Here is a 26,253-nt window from a genome sequence, read left to right as displayed (position 1 = left end):
ATGTAGATTCTCCTCATCTCTTTGGTTGTATTCTACAAGACCCTATCTTTATTGTCTAAGTAAGTGTAGCCTATTCACCATCGAATTATCAGATTAGTGTTTTAGTTGTATGGTGCATAGGTTGGCTTTTTATTGCAATTAGAATCAGCCTTTTCCCTAGCACGACGCATCTATTATCTAATTCTTTTAACAACTCTTTTTGCTATATTTATGTCTTCTTTTGCAAATAATAATATTAGGACTATATATACTGTTGCACAGATAAATATTGATATTATAATCCAATACACTGAATCCGCTAGTTGCTTTAATAGAATTCCTATAAGGCACATTACTAGAGTAAATATAAATGGTTTGGAGATATTATTAATGGTTTGCATCACTTGAAAGTTCATATATGTCTTCATTATGATAAATCCAGTCGCAATACTTTCTAACCTTATTAATGCTCTTGTATATACTAGTGCCCAAAATCCATAATTAATACTAATTAAGCAAGCAGGAATTATAATAGATAAACTTATTAATTGAGAAATGAATGATATTTGCGGCTTTCCTTTTGATCTATAAACTTCACTGTTAAAGTGTGATGTAGTTATCACTAGCGATGAAGTTAATGCCCATATACCAATTATTCCGCCAGCTTGGTACCATTGATTCCCCAACATCATAGAAGTTGCAAAATCACTATATAGAAAAACACCAAAACCCATTGGTAAAATTAAATAGGCAACAATCCTTTGATATCTGTAAAACATGTGTTTAAATTCAGTTTCATCATTTTGGAGTCTGGATAATGTGGAGAATAATATTGGAATAACTGAAGCAGTAACCAGGGCCATTAATGCATTAACCATTGTTGTAGATGTTTTATATAGACCTAAATAATATTCATTCAGAAAAGATCCTATTATAAACACATCAACCCATAACGTTAACCATATAGATATCGATTCAATTAATGACCATATACTGAATGAAAACATCTCTTTTAATATACCTATATCATATAACCATTTTGGCTTCCACTTGGATTTAATTGTGAGTATAGCAGCGTTGAAGATATGCATTGAAATGGTACCAACAATTAAAGACCAATAACTTAAACCCAACAAAGCGAGTGGTATTGTAATTACAACGGGAATACAAATTGCAACCATTTTAACAATGAATAGTGTTTTATAATCAAAATCACGCCTGTAAAGTGCCATTTGAATACTTGAAAAAGCAGTGAGTGGTAATTGAATAGATGCGATAGCAATAACATTTCCTAGGCCAGGATTTCCAACCATTACAGCAATTTGTTCACTAAATAAAATTATTGTTCCCCATAAAAATAAGGAGATAGCAATATTTGAAATGAAAGCTACATTTGTATGTTTAAACTTCTCTTCATTGTCTTTAAATTCATGTTGAATCAAGTATTTTTGGAAACCTGCACTCGAGAGCATATCCGCAAAACTAATAATCATTGTAACTGTCACCACAACCCCAAAAGCGTCTGGAGCAATAATTCTAGCTAATATCATATTTATAATCGGCCCTACTAATCTCGAAATAACTTCTGTTAAAGCAGACCATTTTGTTGAGTTAATTACTTTATTATTAAAGTTGATTTCTCCCATTTCATAGTTCACCTTTTTTATTAGCCATTTTCATCCCTAAAATTCAAATTCATTTTCTACTAATGTAGATAAAGTTTTCTCTTTTAAAAAATCTAACCACCCCTATAACAATCTTTTTCATATTCACTCTTATTTCTACAAATAAAAAGAGCAATAATGAGTTATTAGAAATTGCAAATAAATTTTATATTTACTAATCACTACTTGTACTACTTCAAAAAGAATTACTACTACCAATTCCAATACCAGTAATATGGAAACACCGTTGTCCAGTTAGGTCTATAGACCATTATTACTAAAAAGCTTGCAAATAGTCCTACAATAATTGAACTGGAAATTATAACTCTTATTTCTTTACTCTTTATTGTTTGAATAAGACTTGGAATATATGCCAAAAAAAACACAGAAAAATAAAGTTCAATTCTACTCATAATTGTTGAATTCAATCCAACAATCGATACAATTAAAGCAAGTAAACAGACAACATACCATACTTTCTCATTTGGACTAAATTTGATTCTATTTTTACCTGAGGTTTTTTCACTTAGTGTATTTTTATTAATCTCCTTTGAGGTATTCCAATATCCTATAACTAATCCGACAATAAAAAATGAAAAGTTAATAAGTAAATTAAAATATATTGCAATATTCCCCTCGAAATTAAAGTATCCCCCATCTAAGTAACCCTCGTACTTTCCTGTTATATTAATAAATATTCGGATTAAATAGTCAAAAAATATACTACTTAGAATACCAGATCCAATAATAAAAATTGTTTTCCTGAAATTAATTTTCAGTCCTATAAGTGGGTACATAATTAAAAACACAATCGCAGTAGAATGGAAAAAAGAAGCTAACAAAACAATTATGCTGAATCTAACAAATCGTCTTTTTTGTAAGGAATCAACAGAAAAAAGTAATATTGCAACGGCAATATATTGTCTAGAAATATTCATTGTTCCGAATAACATGCGAGATGTAACAAAAAAGTAAACGCTAAAAGCTAAATACATGGAATACTTATATATAAACTTACCAAAGGAAAAAAAGATAAAAAATGTGGTCACAATTTGAAACCCTAAAAAATCAAGTCCTAATGAACTTATTAATCTCGCTAACATTACATAACCAAATTCCAAGCGCGATGCACTTGTGGAGAAAAAACTTTCTTGTGCTATTAATAAGTATGATTGATAATAGTTTAAAGTATCAGTGCCTATAGTTGGAGCTCTAAAAGCAACCAAGACAAATAGCGGTAGTAATAAAAATACTGTCCATCCAGCACGATTTATGCGTTGTCCTAATATTTTTTCAATTAACATACACATAATGTAAAACAAAGCTATACCTATATAAAGTATCATTTATTAAACCCCTGATTGCATTACTGCTTTTTTTTAATTTGTGGTTAGATATTAAACATTTTCTTTTTTTCTATTTAAATTTATCCAACCACCCATTTTTCCGCCTAAACTTTCTGGTTTGAATATTTCAAAACCGGAGCCATGGTAGAGGGTCATTTCCCCAAAAAATATTTCATTATTACTAAAATAAAAATCCACTCTCACATGTGGATAATTCTTTGCTAAAATTTTAGCCAACTTAAGCATTTCATCGAGTTTCTCAGGCCTTTTTATCATTACATTTGAATCACTAGGAACCCCTATAGATGCGTCTATATAACTCCAATTAATATCATATAAATTTCTTTTATGTCCACTATATCTGTTGTAATCAACCTGTATTATTTTAGGTTCACCATTAAAACAAAAAAACTTATAATCCTTTAACTCATTCTTAGATTCATCAACCATGTATTTTTCACATATAATTCTAGGTTTCACCATTTTATATGGCCATTCTCTTCCGTACCAGAACCAATTTTTTTTCATCCAATTTTGAAGCAGCTTTTTTGATTCCTTTATATTTAATTCACTTTTATTTTTACAAATTATATTACTACTCGAACCATGTGTGCATTTAAGCACAAATTTGTTGGGGAGATCATCCCAATTAATTTCATCTACGCTTTCATATATACCTAGTAAGGGAATTAGATAGTTTTCTCCAATTGTTTTACTAATGTACTTACGAACACTGTATTTATCCACCAAATTAATATATTCTTCGTTACGATCATATAACTTTAACCATTGGATTTTCTCATTAAATGTTTTTGGATTAACCAAATTTAAAGACTCCCCCAAATGATATTTATATTGGAGACGGAGAAATAATGTGTCAGGTATAAATTTCTTTATGATTGATATATTTTTTTTAAAAAATGTATAATTCATATCTTCACATCCAAATTTATCAATTTTCTATATGCTTCACGAGTAGTTTCCGCCAATTTATCCCAATTATAATTTAGCGACAGTAACTTACCATTCGAACCTTTCTCTCTAATCATAGAATTCTCTTCAACAATTTCTTTTAGTGCTGATGCAATACTATATGAATTCATATCAGCTCCCCAACCAGCATTGGCTGAAACAATTTCTTCTCTCATATTGGTTCCTTCAGTCACTAGAGCCGGAAGACCAAACGATAAAGCTTCAATTAATCCCATTGGATGCCCCTCAAAACGCGATGTCATAATAAAGAAATCGGCATTTAATTGTACTTTTTCTTTTTCTTCTTTAAAAATGCTATCTTTGACGAAAACTAAGTCTTCAATATCATTTTCTTGTATAATGTTTAATAATTTTAGTTTTGATTCGTCTCTATCTGGCCCGTATAATTCAATGGTACAATTAGCACGGCGTAAGTCTTCTTTTACTTCACTACATGCTTGAATTAATACATTAAGACCTTTTTGGTAAAGTTCAATTCGCCCAATATATATACCTTTTAATTTATTTATTTCATTGTTTTTCTGAATAGGTCCTCTATCATCAATTCCATTAGGAATAATGAAATAATTTGTAGGCCACTTAATTTTTGATTCTAGCCATTCTCTTTTTGTAAGATAGTGAATTGCCGTGGCCTTTTTAACGAATCTTTCAAAAAAAAGAAAGTTTCCGATCTTTTTCTTGAATACACTACTTTTCTGTGCTTTTTCAGTTAGGGCGCTTCTCGGAACTATAATATATGGTATTTTTCTTTTCCAAACTTCGTATATCAAACTATTGAATGGATATTCGTAAACCCCTTCAAAAATTACGATGTCAGGATTATTAAAAGGAGTTGGTAAATCTTTTATTCTTTTACTTGGGAAATCCTTTAGATTATTGTAATATTTTCTTTCAGACCATCCCTCTTTAGCTACTTTATTTATATTATACCAAAATACATTATCATATTTTGATTGAGCCGCAATTTGAGCTGGGACACTATTATTTGGTCCCGCCCACATATTTCCGGTTAATTTAGTAATATACAAGATGTTCATATCTTACCTCTCATCCAAAGTGAATTAAAACTAATATTGGTATTTTTTCACATTACAGATTCTAGGTTTAACCACTCACCCCATATTTGATCATATTCATTTGGTTCAATTGTCATCAAGCCACCGCCTGGAGTAAATGTCATTTCAGAAAAAATAACTTCTTTATTTACTTCAAAGAAATCTACTCTTACAAATGGAAATTCTTTAGATAGATTTTCGCTAATTTTAATCATTTCATCTAGGTTTTCAGGTTGCTTTACTTCATCTGAGAATTCTTTATAGTCTTTTCTTTTAAATGGTGCTTTAGATCCATCTAGATTGTAAAAAGCCATTCTTTCGTTTTTTCCATGACCAAAACCTTGTGCCATATAGAAAAAAAGTGGTTTTCCATTATAGCAAAAGAATTTGTAGTCTATAATATCCTCCCCAAGATGTTCCTCACATATTATTCTAGGTTTAATCGATGTATAATGTTGTTCAGCATTAAATAGACTGAAGTCTTCAGACATCCATTTTTTTATATTTTTTTCTACTTCTTGTTTATTCAATATACTTTTGTCATTTGCAATAATATTGTATCCACACCCATGAGTGCATTTAAGAGCAAATTTATTGGGCAATTCCTCCCAATTAACATCTTCCCAGCTATCCCATACTCCAATTAATTTATTTAAATACTTCTTCCCACCATGATTTTCGACATAATCTCTTACTTCGTATTTATCTGTACAATCAATAACCAATTGATTATAAGGAAAGTTTCTCAATTTAAGCCATTGTATTTTCTCATTAAAAGTCGAAGGATTTTTTAAGTTCAGCACTTTTTTGAATTTTATATAGTAATATACTTTGGACATAAATTCATAAGAAGTCAATCTATTAGCTAATACTTGACCTTTTCTTCTAATCTTGTAAAAAGTTGAATGATCGCTCATCATTACATCCCCAATCTATCTTGTCGATTCAGCTTTTTCCCAAAACGGTTTTGCCTTTCCAGTCAATATGTTATATACTCCAAACCATTGTGCAATTACGGTGACACAGTAATAATAGATTAACGTTAAATATTTATTTTTAGATTTGGTAATTATTTTTACTAGTGCTAAAAAGTAAAACAATACTTGGCTAGTAAATGTTATTGAATAAAACAAGGATTCTGGTATCAGCAAAGCGTTAGATAACAAAACGACTAGATGCGAAATCCATAACAAATATCTACAAGTCCTATGACCGAAATAAAAATATGAAAACCATCTATATTTAAATATATTAAGAATCTTTAAGTCAGGTAATATTTGTTTTAATATAATTCTGTTCATTCTTACCTTACGACCAAACTCATCTTCTACAATCTCTCCAGCCTTTTCGTAGGCAATAGCATCGTGGTTGGCAATTGCCCTTTTCCCTCTCAGTGCATAAAATAGCGGCATTGAACTATCATGACTTTGTATTGGGTTAAAATCATAATAGTCTTTTGTTCTACATGCATATAACGCCCCATTACCGGCAGTAATAGTTTGTATTCTACTCTCTATTTCACGAATAGACATATCACTGTCCCAATAACTACCTTCAGCATTACTCACATCACTAGCATTTTGATTTACTATTGACAATCTCCCCGAAACATATGCAATATCAACGGAAGTAAAAGCAGCCATGAGTTCTTTTACAGAATTCCTCTCCATCAAAGAATTGGCATCAGTCATAATAAGATAATCGGTTGAAACAGTTTTTTGAGCTTCATTTTGTGCATTAGTTTTACCTTTACGCGTCTTAACCTCATAAAGTTTAACTTTGTAATCTGGGTTCTCACTTTTAAACTGACTTACAATTTCATTAGTTTTATCTGTGCTATTATCTGATGCAACCAAAAACTCGATTTTGTCTTTTGGATAGTTTAATTCTATAATGTTACGTAGTTTATCTAATATTACTTTTTCTTCGTTATGAGCAACTACCATAACTGTAACTGTTGGTTGAAATGAATAATCTTTTTTAAGTTTCCGTTTCTTATATAACTTTCCAATCATTTTTATAGATACTGGATACCCAATCATTGCCCATATTATAATAAACCCGCTTATGTAAAATATTATTTTATAGAATAACTCCATGAATTATCTCCCTTAAAGTATCTAATGATAAAACTTATGACTCATGAAATTTAATTGGTTTGGCAGGCGCCCCCACAGCTGTACAGTTAGGGGGTAAATCTTTAACCACTATAGATCCAGCTCCTATAACAGTATTTTCACCAATTTTCACTCCTTGAATAACAGCTGTTCCAGTTCCAATACTTACACATTCTTCAGTTTTCACAAAGCCAGAAACGTTCACACTTGGTAGAACAGTTGTATAATTACCTAATATTGCATCGTGACCAATCGTGCAATCTAAGTTTATTATTACATGCTTCCCAATTTCAATATTTGTTGTAATAATGTTAGCCGCACAAATAATAGAACCTTCCCCAAATATTACTTGGTCAGAAAAAATTACACTCGGATGAATTAATACTGGATAAGTATTCTCACTATCTGTAAGCCTATTTATTATTTTCTTTTTTATAATCGGATCTCCAATAGCATTCACTACATTAAGTTTTTGATCTTTTAACCATTCAATATTACCAACCACTTTATATTCATTTACTTCTGTATCTTGAATGTTTTCATCATCATCCACAAATCCGATAATATTCCATTCTTCAGTAACTTTATTTATATCTTCTATTAACCAAGCAACTTCTCTTCCAAATCCACCTGCTCCAATTATCACAATATCTTTCATTTACTTTTCCTCCAATTTTAAGTTACCCTTAAATGGTTCCATAGTTGCAGCACTTTCAGAATTAATACCTTCCCTAACAAAAACCTTTTTAATAGTAAGGAAAATAATTCTACAATCTCCAATGAAGCTTATATTATCTACATACTCTACATCGAGGCTAAATTTATCTTCCCAACTAAGAGCATTCCGTCCACTAATTTGTGCCAAGCCTGACAAGCCAGGACTAACATCATGACGTCGTATTTGATGATCATTATATAGAGGTAAATACTGTACCAATAATGGTCTCGGTCCTACAATAGACATATCACCTTTAAATATATTAAATAGTCCCGGTAGTTCATCAAGTGAGGTTGAACGCAGAATTTCACCAAACTTAGTAAGTCTCACACTGTCTGGTAATAGCTCTCCATTCTCGTCTTTCTGATCTGTCATCGTCCTAAACTTATACATCATAAAAATCTCTTCATTCAATCCAGGTCGTTGCTGTTTAAACAACACCGGACTACCTAACTTCGCCCTAACAAGCACAGCTACAATCAATAGGACCGGACTAAGAACAACAATCGCAATCAAAGACAATACAAAATCCATCGGTCTTTTTACAAACCTTCTATAAAAACCACCTTTAGTATTCTGCATTACTTTAACCACAACCCTCTAATAATCTCAACTACTCTATCTAGGTCTCCATCAGTCATTTTCGTATCACTCGGCAAACAAATCCCATTCTCAAACAACCTCTCCGAAACACTCTCACCAATAAAATCATACTCCTCAAAAAATGGCTGCAAATGCATCGGCTTCCAAACAGGTCTCGACTCAATATTCCCTTTTTCAAGAGTCTCCATCACATCGGTAGGTCGAACCTTTCCAGTCAGTGTCATAGCGCTCAACCAACAATTCGGCTCATCCCACTCTTTAACTGGCATGAACTCGATACCTTCAAGCCCACCAAGTTCTCTTTTATAAAATTCGAATATAGATCTTTTCTTCTCAACTCTCTGATCCAATACCTTAAGCTGCCCTCTACCAATCCCCGCAACCACATTGCTCATCCGATAGTTAAACCCTAGCTCACTATGTTGATAATGCCTAGCCTGGTCTCTAGATTGAGTAGCCCAAAACTTCGCCTTCGCTATTCTCTCTTCATGATTCGAAACAAGCATCCCGCCACCAGAAGTAGTGATGATTTTGTTTCCATTAAAAGAGAAAATACCATAATCCCCGAATGTACCCGTATGCTGACCTTTATAGCTAGTACCTAAAGACTCTGCAGCATCTTCAATCACTACAACATGATGTCTCTTACAGATTTCCATAATCTTATCCATATCTGCGGACAAGCCATATAGATGAACAACAATAACTGCCTTCACTTCTGGATACTTTGTAAAAGCTTCTTCTAATGCTCGGGGACTCATATTCCACGTCTCAATATCACTATCTATAAATACTGGAACTGCATTTTGATAGATGATTGGATTCGCTGTAGCTGAGAAAGTGAGTGATTGGCAAAATACAATATCGCCTTCTTCTACTCCGGCCGCCTTCAGTGCTAAGTGAATAGCAGCTGTTCCAGAGGATAATGCTGCAGCGGATTTAATATTCACCCGTTTTGCAAGTTCATTTTCAAACTCGGTTATGTTCTCTCCCAATGGAGCAATCCAGTTTTTGTCGAACGCTTCTTGTATGTATTGCATTTCATATCCTTCGTCACTCATATGTGGAGAAGCTAGAAAGATTTTTTTATTCATGGTTACATCGTCCTCTCTGCTTCCGATTGCCATTATGTATTAAAAATAGGGGCATCATCTCAATCACCATTGATTTTAAGAATCATGCAATGGACGATAAATAACTGAACCCATTTATCGTATAATCGAGTGATACCCCCTCCTTTTGAAAGTTACTTCACTTGTCTATCGGCTTACTAAGCCGTTGTCAACGTCTCCGGTTTCAACTCAACAACCTTCCGATTCGCCAACCCGATCAACGTCTCTTTCATCACATCAATCTGCATTTCAGGAAGCTTATCCAATACATACTGCAATTCCAATGCGGTAATCGGTGTCGCTTTCCCAATATAGATCTTCGGGAATACGTAGTCACTCTGCCGTTCATTCGGATTCATCAGTTCTTCATACAACTTCTCTCCAGGACGGATGCCCGAGTACTGGATTTCGATCTCGTCATCCTGGTATCCTGAGAGCCGAATCAAGTTCTTTGCGAGATCGACGATTTTAACGGGTTCACCCATGTCGAGGACAAATACTTCCCCTCCGCGCGCAAGTGTCCCTGCTTGGATCACTAGTCGGGATGCTTCAGGAATCGTCATGAAGTAACGGGTCATTTTAGGATCTGTCACCGTGATAGGGCCGCCTTGTTGGATCTGATGCTTGAATAATGGGATGACGCTGCCTCGCGAGCCAAGAACGTTTCCGAATCGTACAGCTGCGAATTTCGTCTGGCTATTACGTGCTAAGTTCTGGATGATCATTTCAGCAAAGCGCTTTGTCGCTCCCATTACATTCGGTGGGTTGACGGCTTTGTCTGTGGAGACGAGGACGAAGTGCGGAACGCCGTATGTATCCGCTGCTTCTGCTACATTTTTCGTTCCGAATATGTTGTTTTTGACCGCTTCCCTTGGATTGGATTCCATGAGAGGTACGTGTTTGTGTGCAGCCGCATGGTAGATGACATGGGGTGAATGCTCTTCCACGATACCGAAGATGCGTTCCCGGTCCTGGACGTCCGCAATCACTGCAACTAGCTCAATCGCTTCTGAAACCTTTTCCTTCAGTTCGCGTTCTATCAAGTAGATGGAGTTTTCCCCATGTCCGACGAGGACGAGTTTACTTGGATGGAACTGACTCACTTGCCGGCAAATTTCCGATCCGATGGAGCCGCCAGCTCCTGTAATCATGATCGTTTTTCCGGTCAGTTTACTTTCGATCGCTTCCATGTCGAGTTTCACTTCGTCACGACCTAGGAGATCTTCGATTTTAACGTCCTGCATATCCGAGACGGACACTTTTCCAGTCATTAAATCTTCAATACGTGGAATAGTTTGTGTTTTGACACCAGTCTTCACACAGCGTTGGATGAGTGCCGTCATTTCGGATTTAGGCATGGAAGGGATTGCAATGACGATCTTATCAATTTCATTGTCGCTGACATAGTCTGCGATGTTTTTTGTGCTTCCGATAATCGACACGCCATGGATTTCAAGACCATGCTTCCGTCGATCATCATCGAGGAACGCAACAGGTTGCATGCCCGATTCCGGATTGTTCGCCATCTGCCGGACGACAATCGTACCAGCTTGTCCTGCTCCGATAATGAGTGTCCGTTTCATGGTCTTCGTATGTTTCCGTATCATGTTATCGCGTACGACGCGCCATGAAAGTCTGGAGCCCCCAATAAGTAGGAGGTGCAGCATCCACGTCAGGAATAATGCGCGCATACTGATGTGTTGCACTAGCAAGAGCTGGATTCCCGCAACGACGATAATCGATAGCGTGACCGCTTTGAAGATCGCTTCCAGTTCTCCGATGGACGCATAGGACCATACTTTACGGTATAAGCCGTAACGCCATGCGAAAAAGTGGTGCGCAAGTGCGATCGCTATGGCGCTTGCAATCACCACTTTTGTTGTGAATATTGATAAGTCTGGTTTCAATATGAAATATCCAAAGAAAATGGAGGATAGTACTATAAAGGTGTCAAGCGCGAACAGCATTGTCATTCTTTTCTTCATCGTCACACGCTGCCACTCCCCTTCGATTTATGGGTTTAAACATAGATTCCTTCCTAATTTTAGCACGCTACCCCAGGGATATCCATGGAAACTCCAACTTTTCGACAAAATACCTACACAATCGCCTCACATTCTCTTCACAAACCACGTAAATCCACACTTTTTTGACAAGTTTCCTACATAGCTCGAATTCTATCAAAACTGATAGTTGAGGATTAGGTAGGATACTGTCAGAAGAACCACCACTTTTTGGTCTTATGTAGTACTTCTGTCTCAAGAATGGTCAAACGTTCGTTTTTCAGCAGCTGACTGTTATTCTCTAGCACTAAGTCTGCATACTCCCCAAGCTTTTTCTTTTCCATCACGTCCAGTCCTTTTTCAAATAGCGGCGGCCGGACTGTCGTATTATGCGCGTCTGATCCGTACAGATGAATCAAGTTCGCTTCCAGCAGCTGCAGCGAAAGTTTTTGGATGTTTTTGCCGAATGATCCTGCGACACTTCCTGCCGTGATTTGCGCAAGTGCTCCTGCACGTACAAGCCGTTCCAGCCGTTCAGGTTTTTCTGCAATGCCCCGATTGCGTTCAGGATGCGCAATGACCGGAGTCACCCCTTCAGCCAGCAGCTTTTGGATGATGGAGGTGGTGTAGTGAGGGACGGATCCGGAAGGCAGCTCCAGCAGTATGTATCGGGAATCCGCCATCGTCAACAACGTTTTCTCTTTCAGCTTGTCCACAATGTCTTCAGCTAGCCGAATCTCCTGCCCGCTGTGCAGCGTGATCCCTAAATTCGAACTTTCAATGATGTCATTCAATAACCGTACTTGGCTGCGCACTTCATCCGCTGCGACATGATACTGAGGATGCAGCGCATGCGAGGTAGCGATAATATCGGTAATTCCTTCACTGTGTGCAATCTCCAGTATCCGCATCGTCTCCTCAATCGTCTGCGGTCCATCATCCACTCCAAACAAAATGTGCATATGTATATCAATCATGTAGGTATTCCTCCTATGTCGTTGGATAGTTGACGGTGTTGATCTGCGTTGCAGGCGGACGCGGGCCTGCAGGATGCAGGTCATGCAACCGTTGCGGCAGGACGCCGCGTACTTAGGTTGTTTCCATTAAGATTCCGCAGGAGTCGCCGCCTTCCACTTCGATTAACGGAATCTGTTAGCATAAAAAATCCCTATCAACGCGGGCTTAAAAGCAAAAAAGAATAAAAAATAAAGAAAAAAGAGTAAGAAGGCACGGGGCCTTCTTACTCTGCGGTGCCGTAGTATTGGTAGTAGTAATGATCTTTGGCAAGTGTGTAGTTATTCATCAAGACACCGAGGATCCGTGCATTCGCGGACTGTAACGTCTCTTTCGCTTTCACGGCACTGTCCTTCTCTGTTGAACCTGTATTCACAACTAAAATCGTACCGTCGCATTCATTCGACAAGATTTGTGCATCCGCCACGGATAATAACGGCGGTGCGTCGAAGATGAGTAAGTCGAAGTCTAGCTTCAACTGCTCGATCAATGCCTTCATGGCTTGTGAGCCGATGAGTTCTGCTGGGTTCGGCGGAATCGGACCGCATGGCATCACGTGTAAGTTTTCGATACCGACTTCATGGATCACATCTGCCACTTCCGCCTGTCTCGTGAGGACGGAGGAAAGACCGGTTCCGTTGTTCAATTGGAACGTATGGTGCATCGTCGGTTTCCGCATATCCGCGTCAATGAGGAGCACTTTTCTTCCTTCTTGTGCAAAGACAACTGCGATATTGGAAGCACTCGTCGATTTTCCTTCACTCGGTGAAGAGGATGTAAGTAAAATACTTCTCAATTCCTTGTCTGCTGTCGAAAAGTGGATGTTGGTCCGGATGGTGCGGAACTGTTCCGAGATGATCGACTTGCTATTGTCGACGGTAATGAGTTTCCGCGCCGCTGATTGCAATGGCTTCTTCTTTTTCTTGAACATGGCGGTCACCTCTTTTTCCTTCGTTGTCTAGCAGCGGGTGTCGGCATCTCTTTTTCAGAAATCGGACTGACGAGACCGAGTATTGGTAACTCGAGCAATTCTTCGACGTCCTGTTCGGTCTTGATGGTCGTATCCAAGTATTCAAGCAAGAACGCGATTCCTACTCCGATCATGAGTCCGACCACTACGCCGATTGCCATATTAAGCTTCGGATTCGGTTTCACCGGCGTCGGGTTCTCAGGCATTTCTGCCGGCGACAGAATATTGACGTTGTCGACTTTCATGAGCTTCTGGATTTCCTCTTGGAACACTTGGCCCGTCGTGTTGGCGATATCGACCGCTTTGAACGGTTCCGGATCCGTCACGCTGATGTTGATGACTTGGGAGTTTTGCGCACTGTCAACCGTAATCTGTTCAGTCAGTTGTGATGGTGTGATGTCCATATCCAGTTTTTCGATGACAATCGATAGGATGGCCGGGCTTTTAATGATGACGTTATATGTATTAATGAGCTGCAGGTCCGTCTGGATATCCTGTGAATTGAACCCCTGCTGTTCCACTTTTTCCTGATTGACGAGGATCTGGGTGGATGCTTGGTAGATGGGCGTGAGAATCAGATAACTGACCACGCCAGCAATGGTGATGGCTACAATGGCAATGGCAAGAATCATCATAAACCGCTTTTTCAGTACGTTCATCAATTCTTGTAAGCTAATAGTCTCTTCCATGAAGTCACTGGTTCCCCTTTTCAAAAAAAATCTCAAATCTTGCAATAGTATAGCATAGTGTGAAAAAAGGTGATACCTAATTTACCAAACATTGTGATATAGTAGTTCTATTCTCTCACTGCAAGAAAGGAGTTACCATGAAGAAAAAAGGTTATTTATACATCCTATTGTTGGCAGTGGTTTGTGCTGGAGGGTTGTTCTATAGCATGACTGTCTACAACAGCAAAATAAGGGATGCGTCTGTAGTGAAGTCTGCAGAGCAAGCACCTTCGCCCTCAACCAATAAGGATACTGCAACTGAACCGGAAGCAGCCCCGACACCCGTTATGTTCGCGGATGATCTGTTCCCTGAAGTGAAGTCCCTTCTGTCGAAACGCCTTGACGACGGTGAAAACGTTCAGCTGCTTATCATCGGATCCCGATCGATTCAACCGGTTACAGAGCGCTTCGCTGCCGCGTTAACTGAAAAGATGGGTGATTCAATCACGGTCGATGCTGTGACAGCCGATTTGACATCTGCTCAATTCATCGAACAAGGACTTCCAAAAATCGACTGGTCGACAGGGTACGATGTCATCATTTACGAGCCGTTCACGTTGAAGAATAATGGGAACGTCGTCATCGAACAGGAACAGCAGGATCTGTTGAAAGTGAAACAAGCAGCACAGAAGTCTGTCCAGGATGCGGCATTCATCGTCACTCCACCACAGCCCATTCTAAAAGCGAACTATTATGACTCACAAATTGCTGCGCTGAAAAAGTTCACTTCCGCGAATGGAATTCCATACGTGGAACACTGGCCGAGCTGGCCTCCGACAAATTCCGACGAGTTACTGAACTATGTTAGGAAGGACCAATCCCTTACCGATCAAGGAGTCAAGACTTGGTCTGATGCCCTGATCCAGACATTCCTGAAGTGATGATTCCACGATACTTCGATTCATCGAGGTAGACCGATAGTGTTCACAGCCAATTGATGCCCCATTCCGATCATTAAAACTTTGGAGGGATTCCATGAAGAAGATTTCAACCACCCGCAAATCCTATATGGCTGCATTATCAATTGCCGTCGCTTCAAGTGCCATCGTTGCGACAGTACCTGCATACCATGCAGAGGCAGCCTCTAAGAAATTCACCGATGTGAACCCGAAGTCCGTACATGCAGAGGCGATCCAATCACTTGTCGAGCGTGGAATCATTTCAGGATTCACCGATCACACATTTCGTCCTGGAAATGTATTGACTCGAGCAGAGGCTGCAAAAATGATTGCCTTATCGATTGGACTGGATACAACTACCGTTTCCGATCCGGCTTTCACCGATGTAAAAAAAGGGGTCTGGTATTACGAGTACGTAGCAGCACTATCCAACAGCGGACTGCTGGATGGGTTCAGCGACAAGACGTTCCGCCCAGGACAGAATCTGACTCGTGCAGAGATCGCGAAACTCCTCGTGAAATCATACGAATTGGATAATGGTGAAACGATGACCAATCCGTTCACCGATGTACAGGCAGGCCGTTGGTTTACACCATACATCCAGTCCATCTATTCAACAGGCATCACTAAAGGGAAAACAAAGACATTGTTCGTCCCCGATGAAGGGGTAACACGGGGGGAATTCGCCACTTTCGTCGTCCGCGCTGAAAACCATTTAGCTAAGTCAAAGGAAGCTGTGAAAGAAGCAAGCGACAAAATCATTAGTTTTGTCGGCAAAAACGAAGTATTTAAGGATGAGAAAGGTAAGATAACTGCCAAAACCGAGTACAATCCAACAAGTCGCGCTTTGACAATCACGGCATATGACGAAAAAGGGTTAAACCAGCTACAGCAATCCGGATTCTTCTCGAAGGACCTTCTAACACTCGGTGTCCACTCGTTGAAAATCGCGGATAACTCACCCGTTGATATTACAAAAGATTACGCAACCGCAAAGAGATTGATACAATCCCAACTCCAAAAGAAGTTGGATACGTCCACAGCCGGTGACGGGATCATTTCAGTGAACCAGGTGCCGATCCGTTTATATGCCACTTCGAATGAAGTGAAGTTCTGGGAAGATTTCACACTGACGCTACATATCATGTTGCCTTGATAACCATGAAAAGACCTTCGTGCCGATTTGGCATGAAGGTCTTTTGGTTAACGTCCCATTGCTTTGTTCATCAGTTCCGTCCGTAAGTTCTTTTTTCGTGCTTCATAATCGGACCTGAAATTCTTCGCATAAGACTTGTCGTACCCGTTCGCATGCAGTTCGTTTTCAAGGGCTTTCATGACACTGTTGAATGCGCCATCGGTCTGGGCTTCCATCGACTTCGCTGCACCCATGTATTTGTTGTAGAAATATCCATAATTGACATCCCCTGTTTTACTCTTCTCCTCATACTCACTTTTCGCGCGGCCGACAAGGGAAGACAAACGTCCAGCTGCTTGGTTTTCGAGACTTGCAAGGGTTGGCTGGTATTTCGCTTTGATGGATGCGACAGAAACGTCGCCACCCGTTTGGGGTTTACTGCTTGAGTTTCCAGTAGACGAATTATTCTGACCTGCTTGGTTGGATGAAGTGGTTTCACCAGATTGTCCCTTGCCAGCATTTGAAGTGGATTGGCCATTGGATGATGTGACACCAAGGTTTTTGGAAACTGTGATTTTTCCGGATGTTTCAGTTGTTGCTCCTGCATTTGAGGTGCTCCCGTTTGCTCCGCTTATGCCATCTGCGGTACCGGTCTTGTCACCACCCTCTGAATCTGGTTGTTCGATCGGAGTCCCATCGGGTAATTCCAATTTGTACGGCTCGTCGATGATTTCATCCACTTTGTCATCAGCGACTTCGTATGTTTTAAATTTGAATTCATATAAGATGTAAGATACTCCTGCCAAAATGACAACGATCGACACAAGGAAGAAGATTTTAAGCTTTTTGTTCATAGACATCTCCTCGGATTTTGTAGTTATTGACACTAGTCTATCAGATTCGCACACAATAAGGGGAAATAGTTTGTAAAATAAGTAATTTTTTCATTAGAGGTCAGGGGATGATTCCGCGTACTATCGGTACTTTTCTCACCAAACTGACAAGGATCGTGCTCAATGCAGTGACGATCAGGATTTTATAAGGAATCCCGATAATCGGGTGCAAATCGAACCAGACGAATTCGAATTTCTCGTAAAGCGTCTGCATGACTAGGACGTGGATCAGGTAGATGCCGAAACTCGCTTGACTGATGACGGTGCCGATCCATGGTAGTTTCGCTTCGCCCAGTTTGGTCGATTTGAACAGCACGAATAACGCGACAGCTACGAGTAGTACATTCGGCGAGTGTTCGTCATACCAGTAATGCTCAAGCGGTTCGTCTAGCTTAACGGATTCGTGATAGGTCATGAAAAATGTCGTTATCCAACCTACGAATCCTCCAAAGTAGAGGAGGTTCCTCCATTTTTCCTGGAGGTCATAGGTGTACAAATAATAGCCGAGGACAAAATAGCCTACATAGTGTGTCACGAAAAACAGTTCGATCTTGAAGCTGTAGCCGATGAAATATTCGAGTGCCTTCGAGATGACAGAGGCGAATAGCCATAGGAGGAGGAAGTATTCCACGTCTTTCCTTTTGGCATGCTGGATGAGTATTTTGAGCAACGGCGTAATGAGATAGAGTCCTGCGATCATGTAGAGGAACCAAAGGTGATACATGATGTCGTCTGTCGCAAACCGTTCGATGAAGTCGCTGATGGAAAAAGTGAATTCCCCTTTCCTCACTTCGTTGGCGTAGTAGATGACGCTGAATGCAAAGAGCGGGATCAGGATTTTCGCCATTTTGGTTTCGAGGAAATTGGAGGTACTGATTTCCTTTTTGCTGCTGAGCATGAGCGCTCCGCTGATCATGACGAACATCGGGACCGCCCATCTCGAAATGGATTCGAAGAAGTTCCCCGCCATCCATGGACTTTCATAGGTTTGTGCTTTATCAGTAACAACCCCCGCAGCGACGTGGATGGTCACGACCGCCAGTGCTGCAAGGATCCGCAGCCAATCTAAGTAGATGGTCCGTTTCATGGTAACCCTCATTCCATTCGTTGTGTTCATATCCCCAGTCTTATTCCCTCTCCCGCCTCGTTGCTAACTTGGTTGAGCAGATTGTAAACTGTCTGTAATAGTAGGCGTGTGAGCTGTCCTTTAATTCATGGCCGAGGTGTGTAGACGGTGTTGATCTGCGTTGCAGGTGGACGCGTTCCGCGGGCTCGATCTCAGCCTCCTCGGCGCTACGCTTCTGCGGGGTCTTCGATCTTCGCTGATTCCGCAGGAGTCGCCACCTTTCACTTCGATCAACAGAGATTGTTTGCGTGAGGGTTTTCTTTCTACAAAGATATTTTGTCCAAAGAGATTCCCAGCGCGGGCGTCTGATGAGGTCGCCGAAGTAAAGAGACAAGGCGCTCTTCCTTGGCTCTTTGCGAAAGGCATCCTCCAGCGCCAAGCGGTTGCCTACCACTCTCTCCATTCAGTGATAGAGTCCTTCTCACACCTATTCAATGAAAAGCCTAGCGCAGGGGTCTGATGAGGTCGCCGAAGTAGAGAGACAAGGTGCACTTCCTTGGCTCTCTGCGAAAGGCATCCTCCAGCGCCAAGCGGTCGCCTACCACCTATCCCATGAGCGGATATGCCATTCGCTTGATCACTTTCCTCCTCGCTTGAGCGGGTACGCCATTCGCTTGATCACTTTCCTCCTCGCTTGAGCGGATACGCCATTCGCTTGATCACTTTCCTCCTCGCTTGAGCGGATATGCCACTTGCTTGATCACTTTCTTCCTCGCTTGAGCGGATATGCCACTTGCTTGATCACTTACCTCCTTGCTTGAGCGGATATGCCACTTGCTTGATCACACCTTTCCCCATGCGGTAACAAATCCCCAGCGCAGGCGTCTGATGAGGTCGCCGAAGTATAGAGACAAAGCGCACTTCTTTGGCTCTATGCGAAAGGCATCCTCCAGCGCCAAGCGGTCGCCTACCACTTTCCCAATTCAGAGACAGTCTGCATCTCCCCCCTGCACAACCGCCCAGAATATGTTATACTCGCACCATGAAAAAACTAGTCGTTGTCTTATTACTCATTGGCATTATCGCAGGACTCTTCATCTCCTCCAGTCAAACATACGAACAGCAAACGATTGTTCCGAAACTGCAACAACTGCTGCCTGGCCAGCCGCTCGAACAACCGCTCTCCAAACTGCAAATCCCTTATTGGGGGAAAACCATCTCAGTCGAGGAACGTGGCTACTACTACTTTGTCGAATTCCTGGCACGAAAAAGTGCGCATTTCTTCACGTTCGGTGCACTCGCAGCCGTTTTCTTCTGGCTGTTGCCAAAAATCCGCTTCCGCTTTTTCATCGCGGCCTTCATGACATTTCTCGCTGCCTCCGCCGACGAATTCCACCAATCGTTGACAGGTGGACGTACCGCAACGTGGCAAGACGTCGCCCTCGACATGTCGGGTGCACTCGTATTTTTAATCATCGTACAACTTTTCGTATCTTTCCGATCCAATTCACGCAAATCGCGGACTATGGGCTGAACGAAACGGGCAGCCTGCATCTATTGCGGCTGCCCGTTTTTCATTTTCAACTATGGAAAGGATGATGGACTATGAAAGAATTCAAAATCACGTACTTTTTCGACGAAGAACATTACATCCGGCGTTTTGTACACTTCGATACGGCAGATGAGGTCATCGCTCTACTCGCAAGCGAACGGGATCGGTCGATTTCTTTTTGGGACAGCCGGGAAATCTATCATGAATTGAACACAGCGAACGTCCGTGTCATCCAGTTCTCTGAATACCACCGTGACAAAATCGCAGACGAATTATAAGATTATCGGTATTGTTCATTTAAAAAATAGTTTACCAGTGGATTTTTAAGGATTGGTCACTCTCTTTGTTTCGGGTCAAGTGGAAGGGGTATCTATTAACAACGTTTCATTTCTTCAAAACATAACCGGAATGGAGGAAATACGAGATGAACCGAGAATTTGCAGGAGTGTTCCATAGTGAAAACGAGTTGTTGGATAAGATCCATGAACTGCATGAAAATGGCATTGCCGAAGAGAATATGTATGTAGTGACGAAGGATAAAGAAGATGTGTCCATCGTCCGCGGCAGAACAGATGCTGAAATCCAAAACGTGGATGCCACCTGGTGGGACCGATTCACGGCATTCCTATCCGATGAACAACCAGCACGAAAAGCATTGACCCAGATGGATTTGACTCAGGACGAAGCGGATCGATATCTGAGTGTTGTAGAAAACGGTGCATTCTTATTGTATGTCGATAAAGGTGATTTCTGGGATATGTCCAATCATGATCATGGGGATCTTACATCACCCGTGACGGAAAAAATGGATATGGAGGGGTATATTCTCCCACAAAATAGTGACGTGATGCAGAAAGAACGACTTGTTGAGAAACGTGATGCACAAGGACAATCGATCAGACCTGGAAATTAGTCGAACGAGCTGCTGTAGGCTTGGCCACTTTTTGCTCAATGGATGATAGGAACACTCACTTAAAAAGGCTTTCCCGAATTTCGGGAAAGCCTTTAAACGTACTCCATTCATATTATCGGTTTTTCAATACCTACTGCAGCAGTCATAAAGGATTCTTCCAGTTTTCTGCATTTTTCGATTGCATCAAGGCCAGTTTCACCCCGTACACCTATATATATCTTACACTTCGGTTCCGTGCCTGAAGGGCGGATACAACACCAGGATCCGTCTTCCAGCCAGAACTTAAGCACATTCGAGCTTGGAAGATCGGTTGTGCGGTCTACGCCATCCACTACTTTAATGATCCCTGTCTGATAATCTTCGATGGAAGTGACACCCACCCCGCCAAATTCTTTCGGTGGATTGTCGCGCAGTTTGCGTAAAATACCAGCTATCTGTTCCTCTCCGGCCTTTCCTGTAAGGGTTATCGAACGCAGGGCTTCTTTGTAGTAGCCCACTTCCTTATACAATTTTTGAAGCTGTCCGTGAAGTGAGGTTCCGTGACTCTTATAAAACGTAGCTGCTTCTGCAATAAGAAGTGCAGCTTGGACGGCATCTTTTTCACGTACGAAGTCAGCAGCTAGATATCCGTAGCTTTCTTCGTAGCCGAATAGGAATTCAAATTCACCAGTTGAGTGGTATTTTTCAACTTTCTCGGAAATGTACTTGAATCCTGTGAGCGTGTCTTCGGTCTTCACACCATATCGGGCAGCGATGGCACGTCCCATTTCGGAGGTGACGATGGTCTTCAGAATCACTCCGTTACTAGGAAGCGTCCCTGTCTCCTGTCGCTGTTCAAGTATATAATTCAGTAACAAGGCGCCTAGCTGATTCCCCGTCAATAACTCATATCCGCCAGTAGGTAAGGCAATCGCAGCTCCAAGGCGGTCAGCATCCGGATCAGTTGCAAGTAATAGGTCCGCCTCGAGTTTCGCACCTAACTGGATTGCCATCAGAAAACTTCCCTGCTCTTCCGGATTCGGATACTCGACGGTTGGAAATGCAGGATCGGCTTTTTCCTGCTCTGGAACAACGAATACATTCCGATAACCGAATTCCTTCAGTCCACGCTGTACAGGTACATTCCCCGTACCATGTAAAGGCGTATAAACAATTTTAATATCATCCCGTTCGAGCACGCTTCCTTGCAATGTATTCAGCATCGTTTGATAGGCGTCGTCGATTTGTTCAGAAAGCATCGTGAGTAGTCCGGAGTTTTCCAATCCCGTTTCATCCAAAGCTGTAATTGCAAATAGGTCTTCTATTTCGTTCATTTTCGTTACAATGGATTCAGCTTTTTCTGGTGGGAGCTGCCCACCATCTTCTCCATATACTTTGAATCCATTATACTCTTTCGGATTGTGGCTAGCCGTAATCACTACCCCACTGAAGGCGCGACATTCCCGGATTGCAAACGAAAGTTCCGGTGTTGGCCTCGGTTCTGCGAACACGTAAGAACGGATGCCGTGAGAGGCAAGTACCGCTGCCGTTTCATACGCGAATTCCTTTGATAGGTACCGTGTGTCGTAGGCAATTGCCACTCCGCGGTCAACCGCCACTTTTCCATGCTCTTCAATCATGCGTGCCAATCCTTCAGCAACACGGCGGATCGTATAGATGTTCATACGGTTTGTTCCTGCTCCGAGTAATCCTCGCATGCCTCCTGTACCGAATTCAAGCCAACGGTAAAAGCGCTCCACGATTTCTGTTTCATCCTCTGAAATTGCTAACAGCTCCGTCCGGACATCCGGCATTAAATCGTCTTGAGCAACCCATTGCTGAAAGGCTGTTTGTGGATCTATCATCCTTCTACTCTCCTCTAGTCGAAAACTTTTTTAAATCAGCGTTCTGATGATTACAGAACTTTATGTTTGGCAAGTAGCCGTTCCATCATTTCACGTACACCATCTTTCAAATCATCACGTTCCAATGCAAATGTCAACGTCGTTTCGATGAAACCAAGCTTCTCTCCTACGTCAAAACGGCGTCCGTCAAATGCATAGCCATATACGTCTTGGCTCTGATTCAATTCTTCAATCGCGTCTGTCAGCTGGATCTCTCCGCCTTTGCCGATTTGCTTCTTATCCAAAATCGGGAAAATGTCCGGTGTCAGAATGTACCGGCCGACAATCGCGTAGTCGGATGGAGCCTCGTCCTGATTCGGTTTCTCTACAAATTTACGGACTTTCATCAGTTTACCCGTTGTCGTTTCCGGATCGATGACACCATATCGGTGAATCTCTTCATGGGGAACTTCTTGGACACCGATCACACTTGAACCCGTCTCATCGTACTGTTCTATGAGTTGCTTCAGTGCAGGTTTGTCATTCCGGATGATATCGTCTCCGAGCAACACACCAAATGGTTCGTCTCCTATGAAATTCCGGGCACACCAGATTGCATGGCCGAGGCCTAATGGTTCCTTTTGACGTATGTAATGGATGTCAACTGCTGCAGAGGCTTGCACTTTTGCTAGCAAGTCGAATTTCCCTTTCTGGATCAGGTTCTCTTCCAGTTCAAGGACATTGTCGAAATGATCCTCTATTGCCCGCTTTCCTTTACCGGTCACGATGATGATGTCGGTAATCCCAGATTCAATCGCTTCTTCCACGATGTATTGGATTGTCGGCATATCTACAATCGGTAACATTTCTTTCGGCATCGCTTTTGTGGCAGGCAGGAATCGTGTACCAAGCCCTGCTGCTGGGATGATTACTTTTTTTACTTGTTTGGAACTTTTCACAATTATCACTCCTGGAAGCGTTTTCCGGAATTATAGCACACTCACAACTGGTAGTCGATTCCATTTACATTAAAAAAGCCACCCTTTCCTGGGCGGCTTCCTGTTTCTTATTGAATGGACTTGAGTTCAGATAGCACTTTACCTGACTTATCCACAGTTTTCACTTGACCGATATTTTTCACAAAATATTTCTTATTTCCCGTTTCAGTGGTCACTTCGATAGCGTCAGTGAATTTTTTGTAAGGGGTAGTGATCGTTTTGCCGATACCTGTGATTGTGTGGAATTCCTCTTCACTTAAAGCTGGGTTCCACTTCTTTCCTACTTTGACGGGCAATTTCAACTCGGTGTTCGCGTCAGAAAATGGATACTCCAAGTATACTGCATCTTTGGTCTGTTCGTATCTCACGTACTGTGTTTTGTTGGTTGTCGTATTCTTGTATTCCCAGAAGAATCCTTTGTAAGTCAGATCGCCAAACTTAGCGCTGGTGTTCTTGTAACTCACATGCAGCTCTTCACCGGAAACGTTAAACACATACTTCTTTGTCATGTCATAAGTGAAACCGTCGTTATTGACTGTGCGCTGCTTATAAACCGGACTTAAAGCGCGTGCCAGGAAAGCCGAGAATTGTTCGCGAGTTACCTTGTCATACGGACGGAATGTTCCGTCTGCATACCCTCCAGTGATGAACTCTCCTGCAATATTGTAGATCGCTTCACTCGCCTTCATGCGATCACTTACATCGCTGAAACTTTGCATGCTTCCTAGTCTGAGATCGAGGGCCCTTGTCAAAATAATCGCCATATCGCCACGTGTCAGAATCTCATTAGGTCGGAAAGTTCCATCAGCATATCCAGTAATGTAGCCTTTCGCTACAGCAGAAGTGATATAGCCACTAGCTGCCGAATCCTTATTGACATCTTTGAACTTGGAAGGTCGTTTTGTTCCATCCAAGTTCTTCAGGCGACCAATCATGATTGCAGCATCTCCACGTGTCACTTCCGCTTTAGGTTTAAATGTACCGTTTGAAAAACCGCTGATGATTTTCTTTCCCGTTAGATACTGGATTTCATCCTGAAATTGGTTTGTTTTTGTCACATCCGTGAATTTTGAGGCTGCGGCTGCTGGTTGCACCGCCAGACCTAGACCAAGTGCTAGCGCCGCTATCCCTGAAATAAAACGTTTCATTGAATCTCTCCTCTTAATTCTTATTTGGTAAATTCAGTATACCAGTTCTTTTCCAATCATTCTATTATTTTCAGTAAATTGTTAATATTGTTCTACTATTATTGTGATTCCTATGTCTTTCGGCATACTAAAGCGCCACCCTTTCCGCGTCCGGATTGGATGGCGCCTTGCCAGTCTATGCAATGATGCGCTGTAATGATTACTAGATTCTGATCAGGAATCCAGCGAACCCACTTATTGAATTGCCCATTTACGGAGAAATGCTCCTGAAAGCAAAGTTAGAACGCCGATGAGCAGCATGCTAGTTCCATCCAGCAGCCCGCCTGTTTGTGGCAGTTTTGACATCATTGAATTTGATGACGCTCCGCTCCAGTTAGATCCGATTCCAGATTGTGCAATTGTCGGATTCTCTGACATGGAACGGTCTTCATCTGTTCCGTTGCCGTCGGACATGCCGTTATCCGAACCATTCCCATTAGACGAATTTCCAGGAATGGTTGACGATCCATTTTCTTGCGGAAACGTTCCATCCTCTTGGCCAGAGTCTGTATCAGGTGTTTCACCAACATTACCGTCTTCGGTACCGTCAGGATTTGTTGCATCGTCTTCAGACTCGCTATCCCCATTATCAGAATCAGTTGTTTCCTCTTCTGGAGTTGTCGTACCATCATCTGGCTCTTCTGTTTCCTCACCAGGTGTACCATTATCATCACCGGGGTTATTCGGCTCAGATGGAACTACGGGTACCCATGGAATTACCGTATCTCCGTCGGGTGTCGTACCTGAATCCCCATCACCCGGATCAGTCCCTTCCGTGTCTTCTTCAGGAAGTTGGACCGGTGCGGGAACGAATGATTCACGAGTGAGCAAGTCAAGATCGATTGCTCCAAGCAACGGCAAGTCGAGTGTGATCATGCCAACGCCTTGTTTTTGGTAAGTGCCGTCTTCAGTTGTCTGCGTTTTATTCGCTAGCAGATTGACTGCTGTATTTCCAAGCAATTTGTCTAATAGAGTCAACTGTAACAATCCATTTGAACGGTTGGTTTCCTCGTCTGATTGTTCAATATGGTCATCAAGTACCCCTAGGTGCAGTCCACCAAGTCCAAGTAGATCGTTGACAAGCAGGTCGACTACGCCTCCGTCTTTTGTGAATGAACCATCTTTTTCCACTGCCACATGGTTATCCAATACTCCGACGTGCGTGTCTTCCAACGCGCCACCGAGGGCTTCGCCGATTGTTGCATCGACTACACCACCGTCTTTCATGAATGAACCATCTTCTTCGACTGACGCATGGTTATCCAGGACTCCGATGTGTGTGTCTTCCAACACGCCACCGAGTGCATTGCCGATTGTTGCGTCGACTACACCACCGTCTTTTGTGATTGAACCATCTTCTTCGACTGCCACATGGTTATCCAATACTCCGACATGTGTGTCTTCCAACACGCCACCGAGTGCATTGCCGATTGTTGCGTCGACTACACCACCGTCTTTCGTGATTGAACCATCTTCTTCGACTGC

General features: G+C 41.5%; 23 protein-coding genes and 1 pseudogene. 5 read left to right on the top strand and 19 right to left on the bottom strand.

The features are described 5' to 3' along the window. Positions 1-173: 173 nt before the first annotated feature. The 13 genes from H9659_RS13810 to H9659_RS13750 all read right to left on the bottom strand — a co-directional run bounded on the left by H9659_RS13810 (position 174) and on the right by H9659_RS13750 (position 14,263). Positions 174-1,625 carry a lipopolysaccharide biosynthesis protein gene (locus H9659_RS13810; RefSeq protein WP_191691585.1) on the bottom strand — a complete coding sequence of 484 codons (1,452 nt, stop codon included), beginning with the start codon at positions 1,623-1,625 and terminating at the stop codon, positions 174-176. A 230-nt stretch (positions 1,626-1,855) separates the two neighbouring features. Next, entirely contained in the window at positions 1,856-2,989 is a 1,134-nt protein-coding gene (locus H9659_RS13805; RefSeq protein WP_191691584.1) for an EpsG family protein, read from the bottom strand. Between the two features lie 51 nt (positions 2,990-3,040). After that, positions 3,041-3,922: an ATP-grasp fold amidoligase family protein gene (locus tag H9659_RS13800; RefSeq protein WP_191691583.1), complete on the bottom strand. Its 882-nt coding sequence runs from the start codon at positions 3,920-3,922 to the stop codon at positions 3,041-3,043. Beyond that, positions 3,919-5,019 (bottom strand): glycosyltransferase, encoded by a 1,101-nt coding sequence (locus tag H9659_RS13795; RefSeq protein ID WP_191691581.1) that lies wholly within the window; start codon positions 5,017-5,019, stop codon positions 3,919-3,921. The genes H9659_RS13800 and H9659_RS13795 overlap by 4 nt, the downstream gene beginning before the upstream one ends. A gap of 47 nt (positions 5,020-5,066) precedes the next feature. Next, positions 5,067-5,957: an ATP-grasp fold amidoligase family protein gene (locus tag H9659_RS13790; RefSeq protein WP_225217850.1), complete on the bottom strand. Its 891-nt coding sequence runs from the start codon at positions 5,955-5,957 to the stop codon at positions 5,067-5,069. A gap of 12 nt (positions 5,958-5,969) precedes the next feature. Beyond that, positions 5,970-7,136, bottom strand: coding sequence for a glycosyltransferase family 2 protein (locus H9659_RS13785; RefSeq protein ID WP_191691579.1), 1,167 nt, complete (start codon positions 7,134-7,136; stop codon positions 5,970-5,972). Positions 7,137-7,170: 34 nt separating this feature from the next. Then, entirely contained in the window at positions 7,171-7,812 is a 642-nt protein-coding gene (locus H9659_RS13780) for an acetyltransferase (protein ID WP_191691577.1), read from the bottom strand. Beyond that, positions 7,813-8,454 (bottom strand): sugar transferase, encoded by a 642-nt coding sequence (locus H9659_RS13775; protein WP_191691575.1) that lies wholly within the window; start codon positions 8,452-8,454, stop codon positions 7,813-7,815. It lies immediately after the preceding gene. Then, positions 8,454-9,569 carry a DegT/DnrJ/EryC1/StrS family aminotransferase gene (locus H9659_RS13770; protein WP_191691572.1) on the bottom strand — a complete coding sequence of 372 codons (1,116 nt, stop codon included), beginning with the start codon at positions 9,567-9,569 and terminating at the stop codon, positions 8,454-8,456. Before H9659_RS13770 ends, H9659_RS13775 begins: the two co-directional genes overlap by 1 nt. A gap of 176 nt (positions 9,570-9,745) precedes the next feature. Continuing rightward, on the bottom strand, positions 9,746-11,578 hold the full coding sequence (locus tag H9659_RS13765; RefSeq protein WP_191691570.1) for a polysaccharide biosynthesis protein: 1,833 nt from the start codon (positions 11,576-11,578) through the stop codon (positions 9,746-9,748). A gap of 224 nt (positions 11,579-11,802) precedes the next feature. Continuing rightward, positions 11,803-12,567, bottom strand: coding sequence for a tyrosine-protein phosphatase (locus H9659_RS13760; protein ID WP_191691568.1), 765 nt, complete (start codon positions 12,565-12,567; stop codon positions 11,803-11,805). Between the two features lie 263 nt (positions 12,568-12,830). Then, positions 12,831-13,535, bottom strand: coding sequence for a CpsD/CapB family tyrosine-protein kinase (locus H9659_RS13755; RefSeq protein WP_191691566.1), 705 nt, complete (start codon positions 13,533-13,535; stop codon positions 12,831-12,833). Positions 13,536-13,540: 5 nt separating this feature from the next. Further along, positions 13,541-14,263, bottom strand: a complete 723-nt coding sequence (locus H9659_RS13750; RefSeq protein WP_191691564.1) for a YveK family protein — start codon at positions 14,261-14,263, stop codon at positions 13,541-13,543. A gap of 137 nt (positions 14,264-14,400) precedes the next feature. Between H9659_RS13750 and H9659_RS13745 the strand changes: the two genes are divergently transcribed. Further along, the gene (locus H9659_RS13745) at positions 14,401-15,183 is read left to right on the top strand and encodes a hypothetical protein (protein ID WP_191691562.1); all 783 of its coding nucleotides are present in this window, start codon (positions 14,401-14,403) and stop codon (positions 15,181-15,183) included. A 94-nt stretch (positions 15,184-15,277) separates the two neighbouring features. Then, the gene (locus H9659_RS13740; RefSeq protein WP_191691560.1) at positions 15,278-16,357 is read left to right on the top strand and encodes an S-layer homology domain-containing protein; all 1,080 of its coding nucleotides are present in this window, start codon (positions 15,278-15,280) and stop codon (positions 16,355-16,357) included. A 47-nt stretch (positions 16,358-16,404) separates the two neighbouring features. Here H9659_RS13740 and H9659_RS13735 read toward each other — a convergent pair whose 3' ends face one another. Further along, positions 16,405-17,190: a hypothetical protein gene (locus H9659_RS13735; RefSeq protein ID WP_191691558.1), complete on the bottom strand. Its 786-nt coding sequence runs from the start codon at positions 17,188-17,190 to the stop codon at positions 16,405-16,407. A 100-nt stretch (positions 17,191-17,290) separates the two neighbouring features. Continuing rightward, entirely contained in the window at positions 17,291-18,316 is a 1,026-nt protein-coding gene (locus tag H9659_RS13730; RefSeq protein WP_191691556.1) for an acyltransferase, read from the bottom strand. A 1,021-nt stretch (positions 18,317-19,337) separates the two neighbouring features. On the opposite strand from H9659_RS13730, the gene H9659_RS13725 reads away from it, so the two are divergent. The 3 genes from H9659_RS13725 to H9659_RS13715 all read left to right on the top strand — a co-directional run bounded on the left by H9659_RS13725 (position 19,338) and on the right by H9659_RS13715 (position 20,760). Then, positions 19,338-19,829 (top strand): VanZ family protein, encoded by a 492-nt coding sequence (locus H9659_RS13725; protein ID WP_191691554.1) that lies wholly within the window; start codon positions 19,338-19,340, stop codon positions 19,827-19,829. A gap of 71 nt (positions 19,830-19,900) precedes the next feature. After that, a complete protein-coding gene (locus H9659_RS13720) occupies positions 19,901-20,125 on the top strand; it encodes a hypothetical protein (protein ID WP_191691552.1) in 225 nt (74 codons plus the stop codon). Between the two features lie 146 nt (positions 20,126-20,271). Next, positions 20,272-20,760, top strand: a complete 489-nt coding sequence (locus H9659_RS13715; protein ID WP_191691550.1) for a general stress protein — start codon at positions 20,272-20,274, stop codon at positions 20,758-20,760. Positions 20,761-20,867: 107 nt separating this feature from the next. On the opposite strand, the gene H9659_RS13710 is transcribed toward H9659_RS13715, so the two are convergent. The 4 genes and pseudogenes from H9659_RS13710 to H9659_RS13695 form a co-directional block, all read right to left on the bottom strand. Further along, positions 20,868-22,601: a phospho-sugar mutase gene (locus H9659_RS13710; protein ID WP_191691588.1), complete on the bottom strand. Its 1,734-nt coding sequence runs from the start codon at positions 22,599-22,601 to the stop codon at positions 20,868-20,870. 53 nt (positions 22,602-22,654) lie between these two features. Then, positions 22,655-23,542 carry a UTP--glucose-1-phosphate uridylyltransferase GalU gene (galU, locus tag H9659_RS13705; protein WP_191691548.1) on the bottom strand — a complete coding sequence of 296 codons (888 nt, stop codon included), beginning with the start codon at positions 23,540-23,542 and terminating at the stop codon, positions 22,655-22,657. A gap of 107 nt (positions 23,543-23,649) precedes the next feature. Next, a complete protein-coding gene (locus tag H9659_RS13700; protein ID WP_191691546.1) occupies positions 23,650-24,729 on the bottom strand; it encodes an S-layer homology domain-containing protein in 1,080 nt (359 codons plus the stop codon). A gap of 234 nt (positions 24,730-24,963) precedes the next feature. Continuing rightward, a pseudogene (locus H9659_RS13695) lies at positions 24,964-26,253 on the bottom strand (hypothetical protein); the annotation flags it as partial.

Origin of the sequence: Sporosarcina gallistercoris, from assembly GCF_014836415.1 — a bacterium.
GTDB lineage: Bacteria > Bacillota > Bacilli > Bacillales_A > Planococcaceae > Sporosarcina > Sporosarcina gallistercoris.
This window is presented reverse-complemented; position numbering and strand designations above follow the sequence as displayed.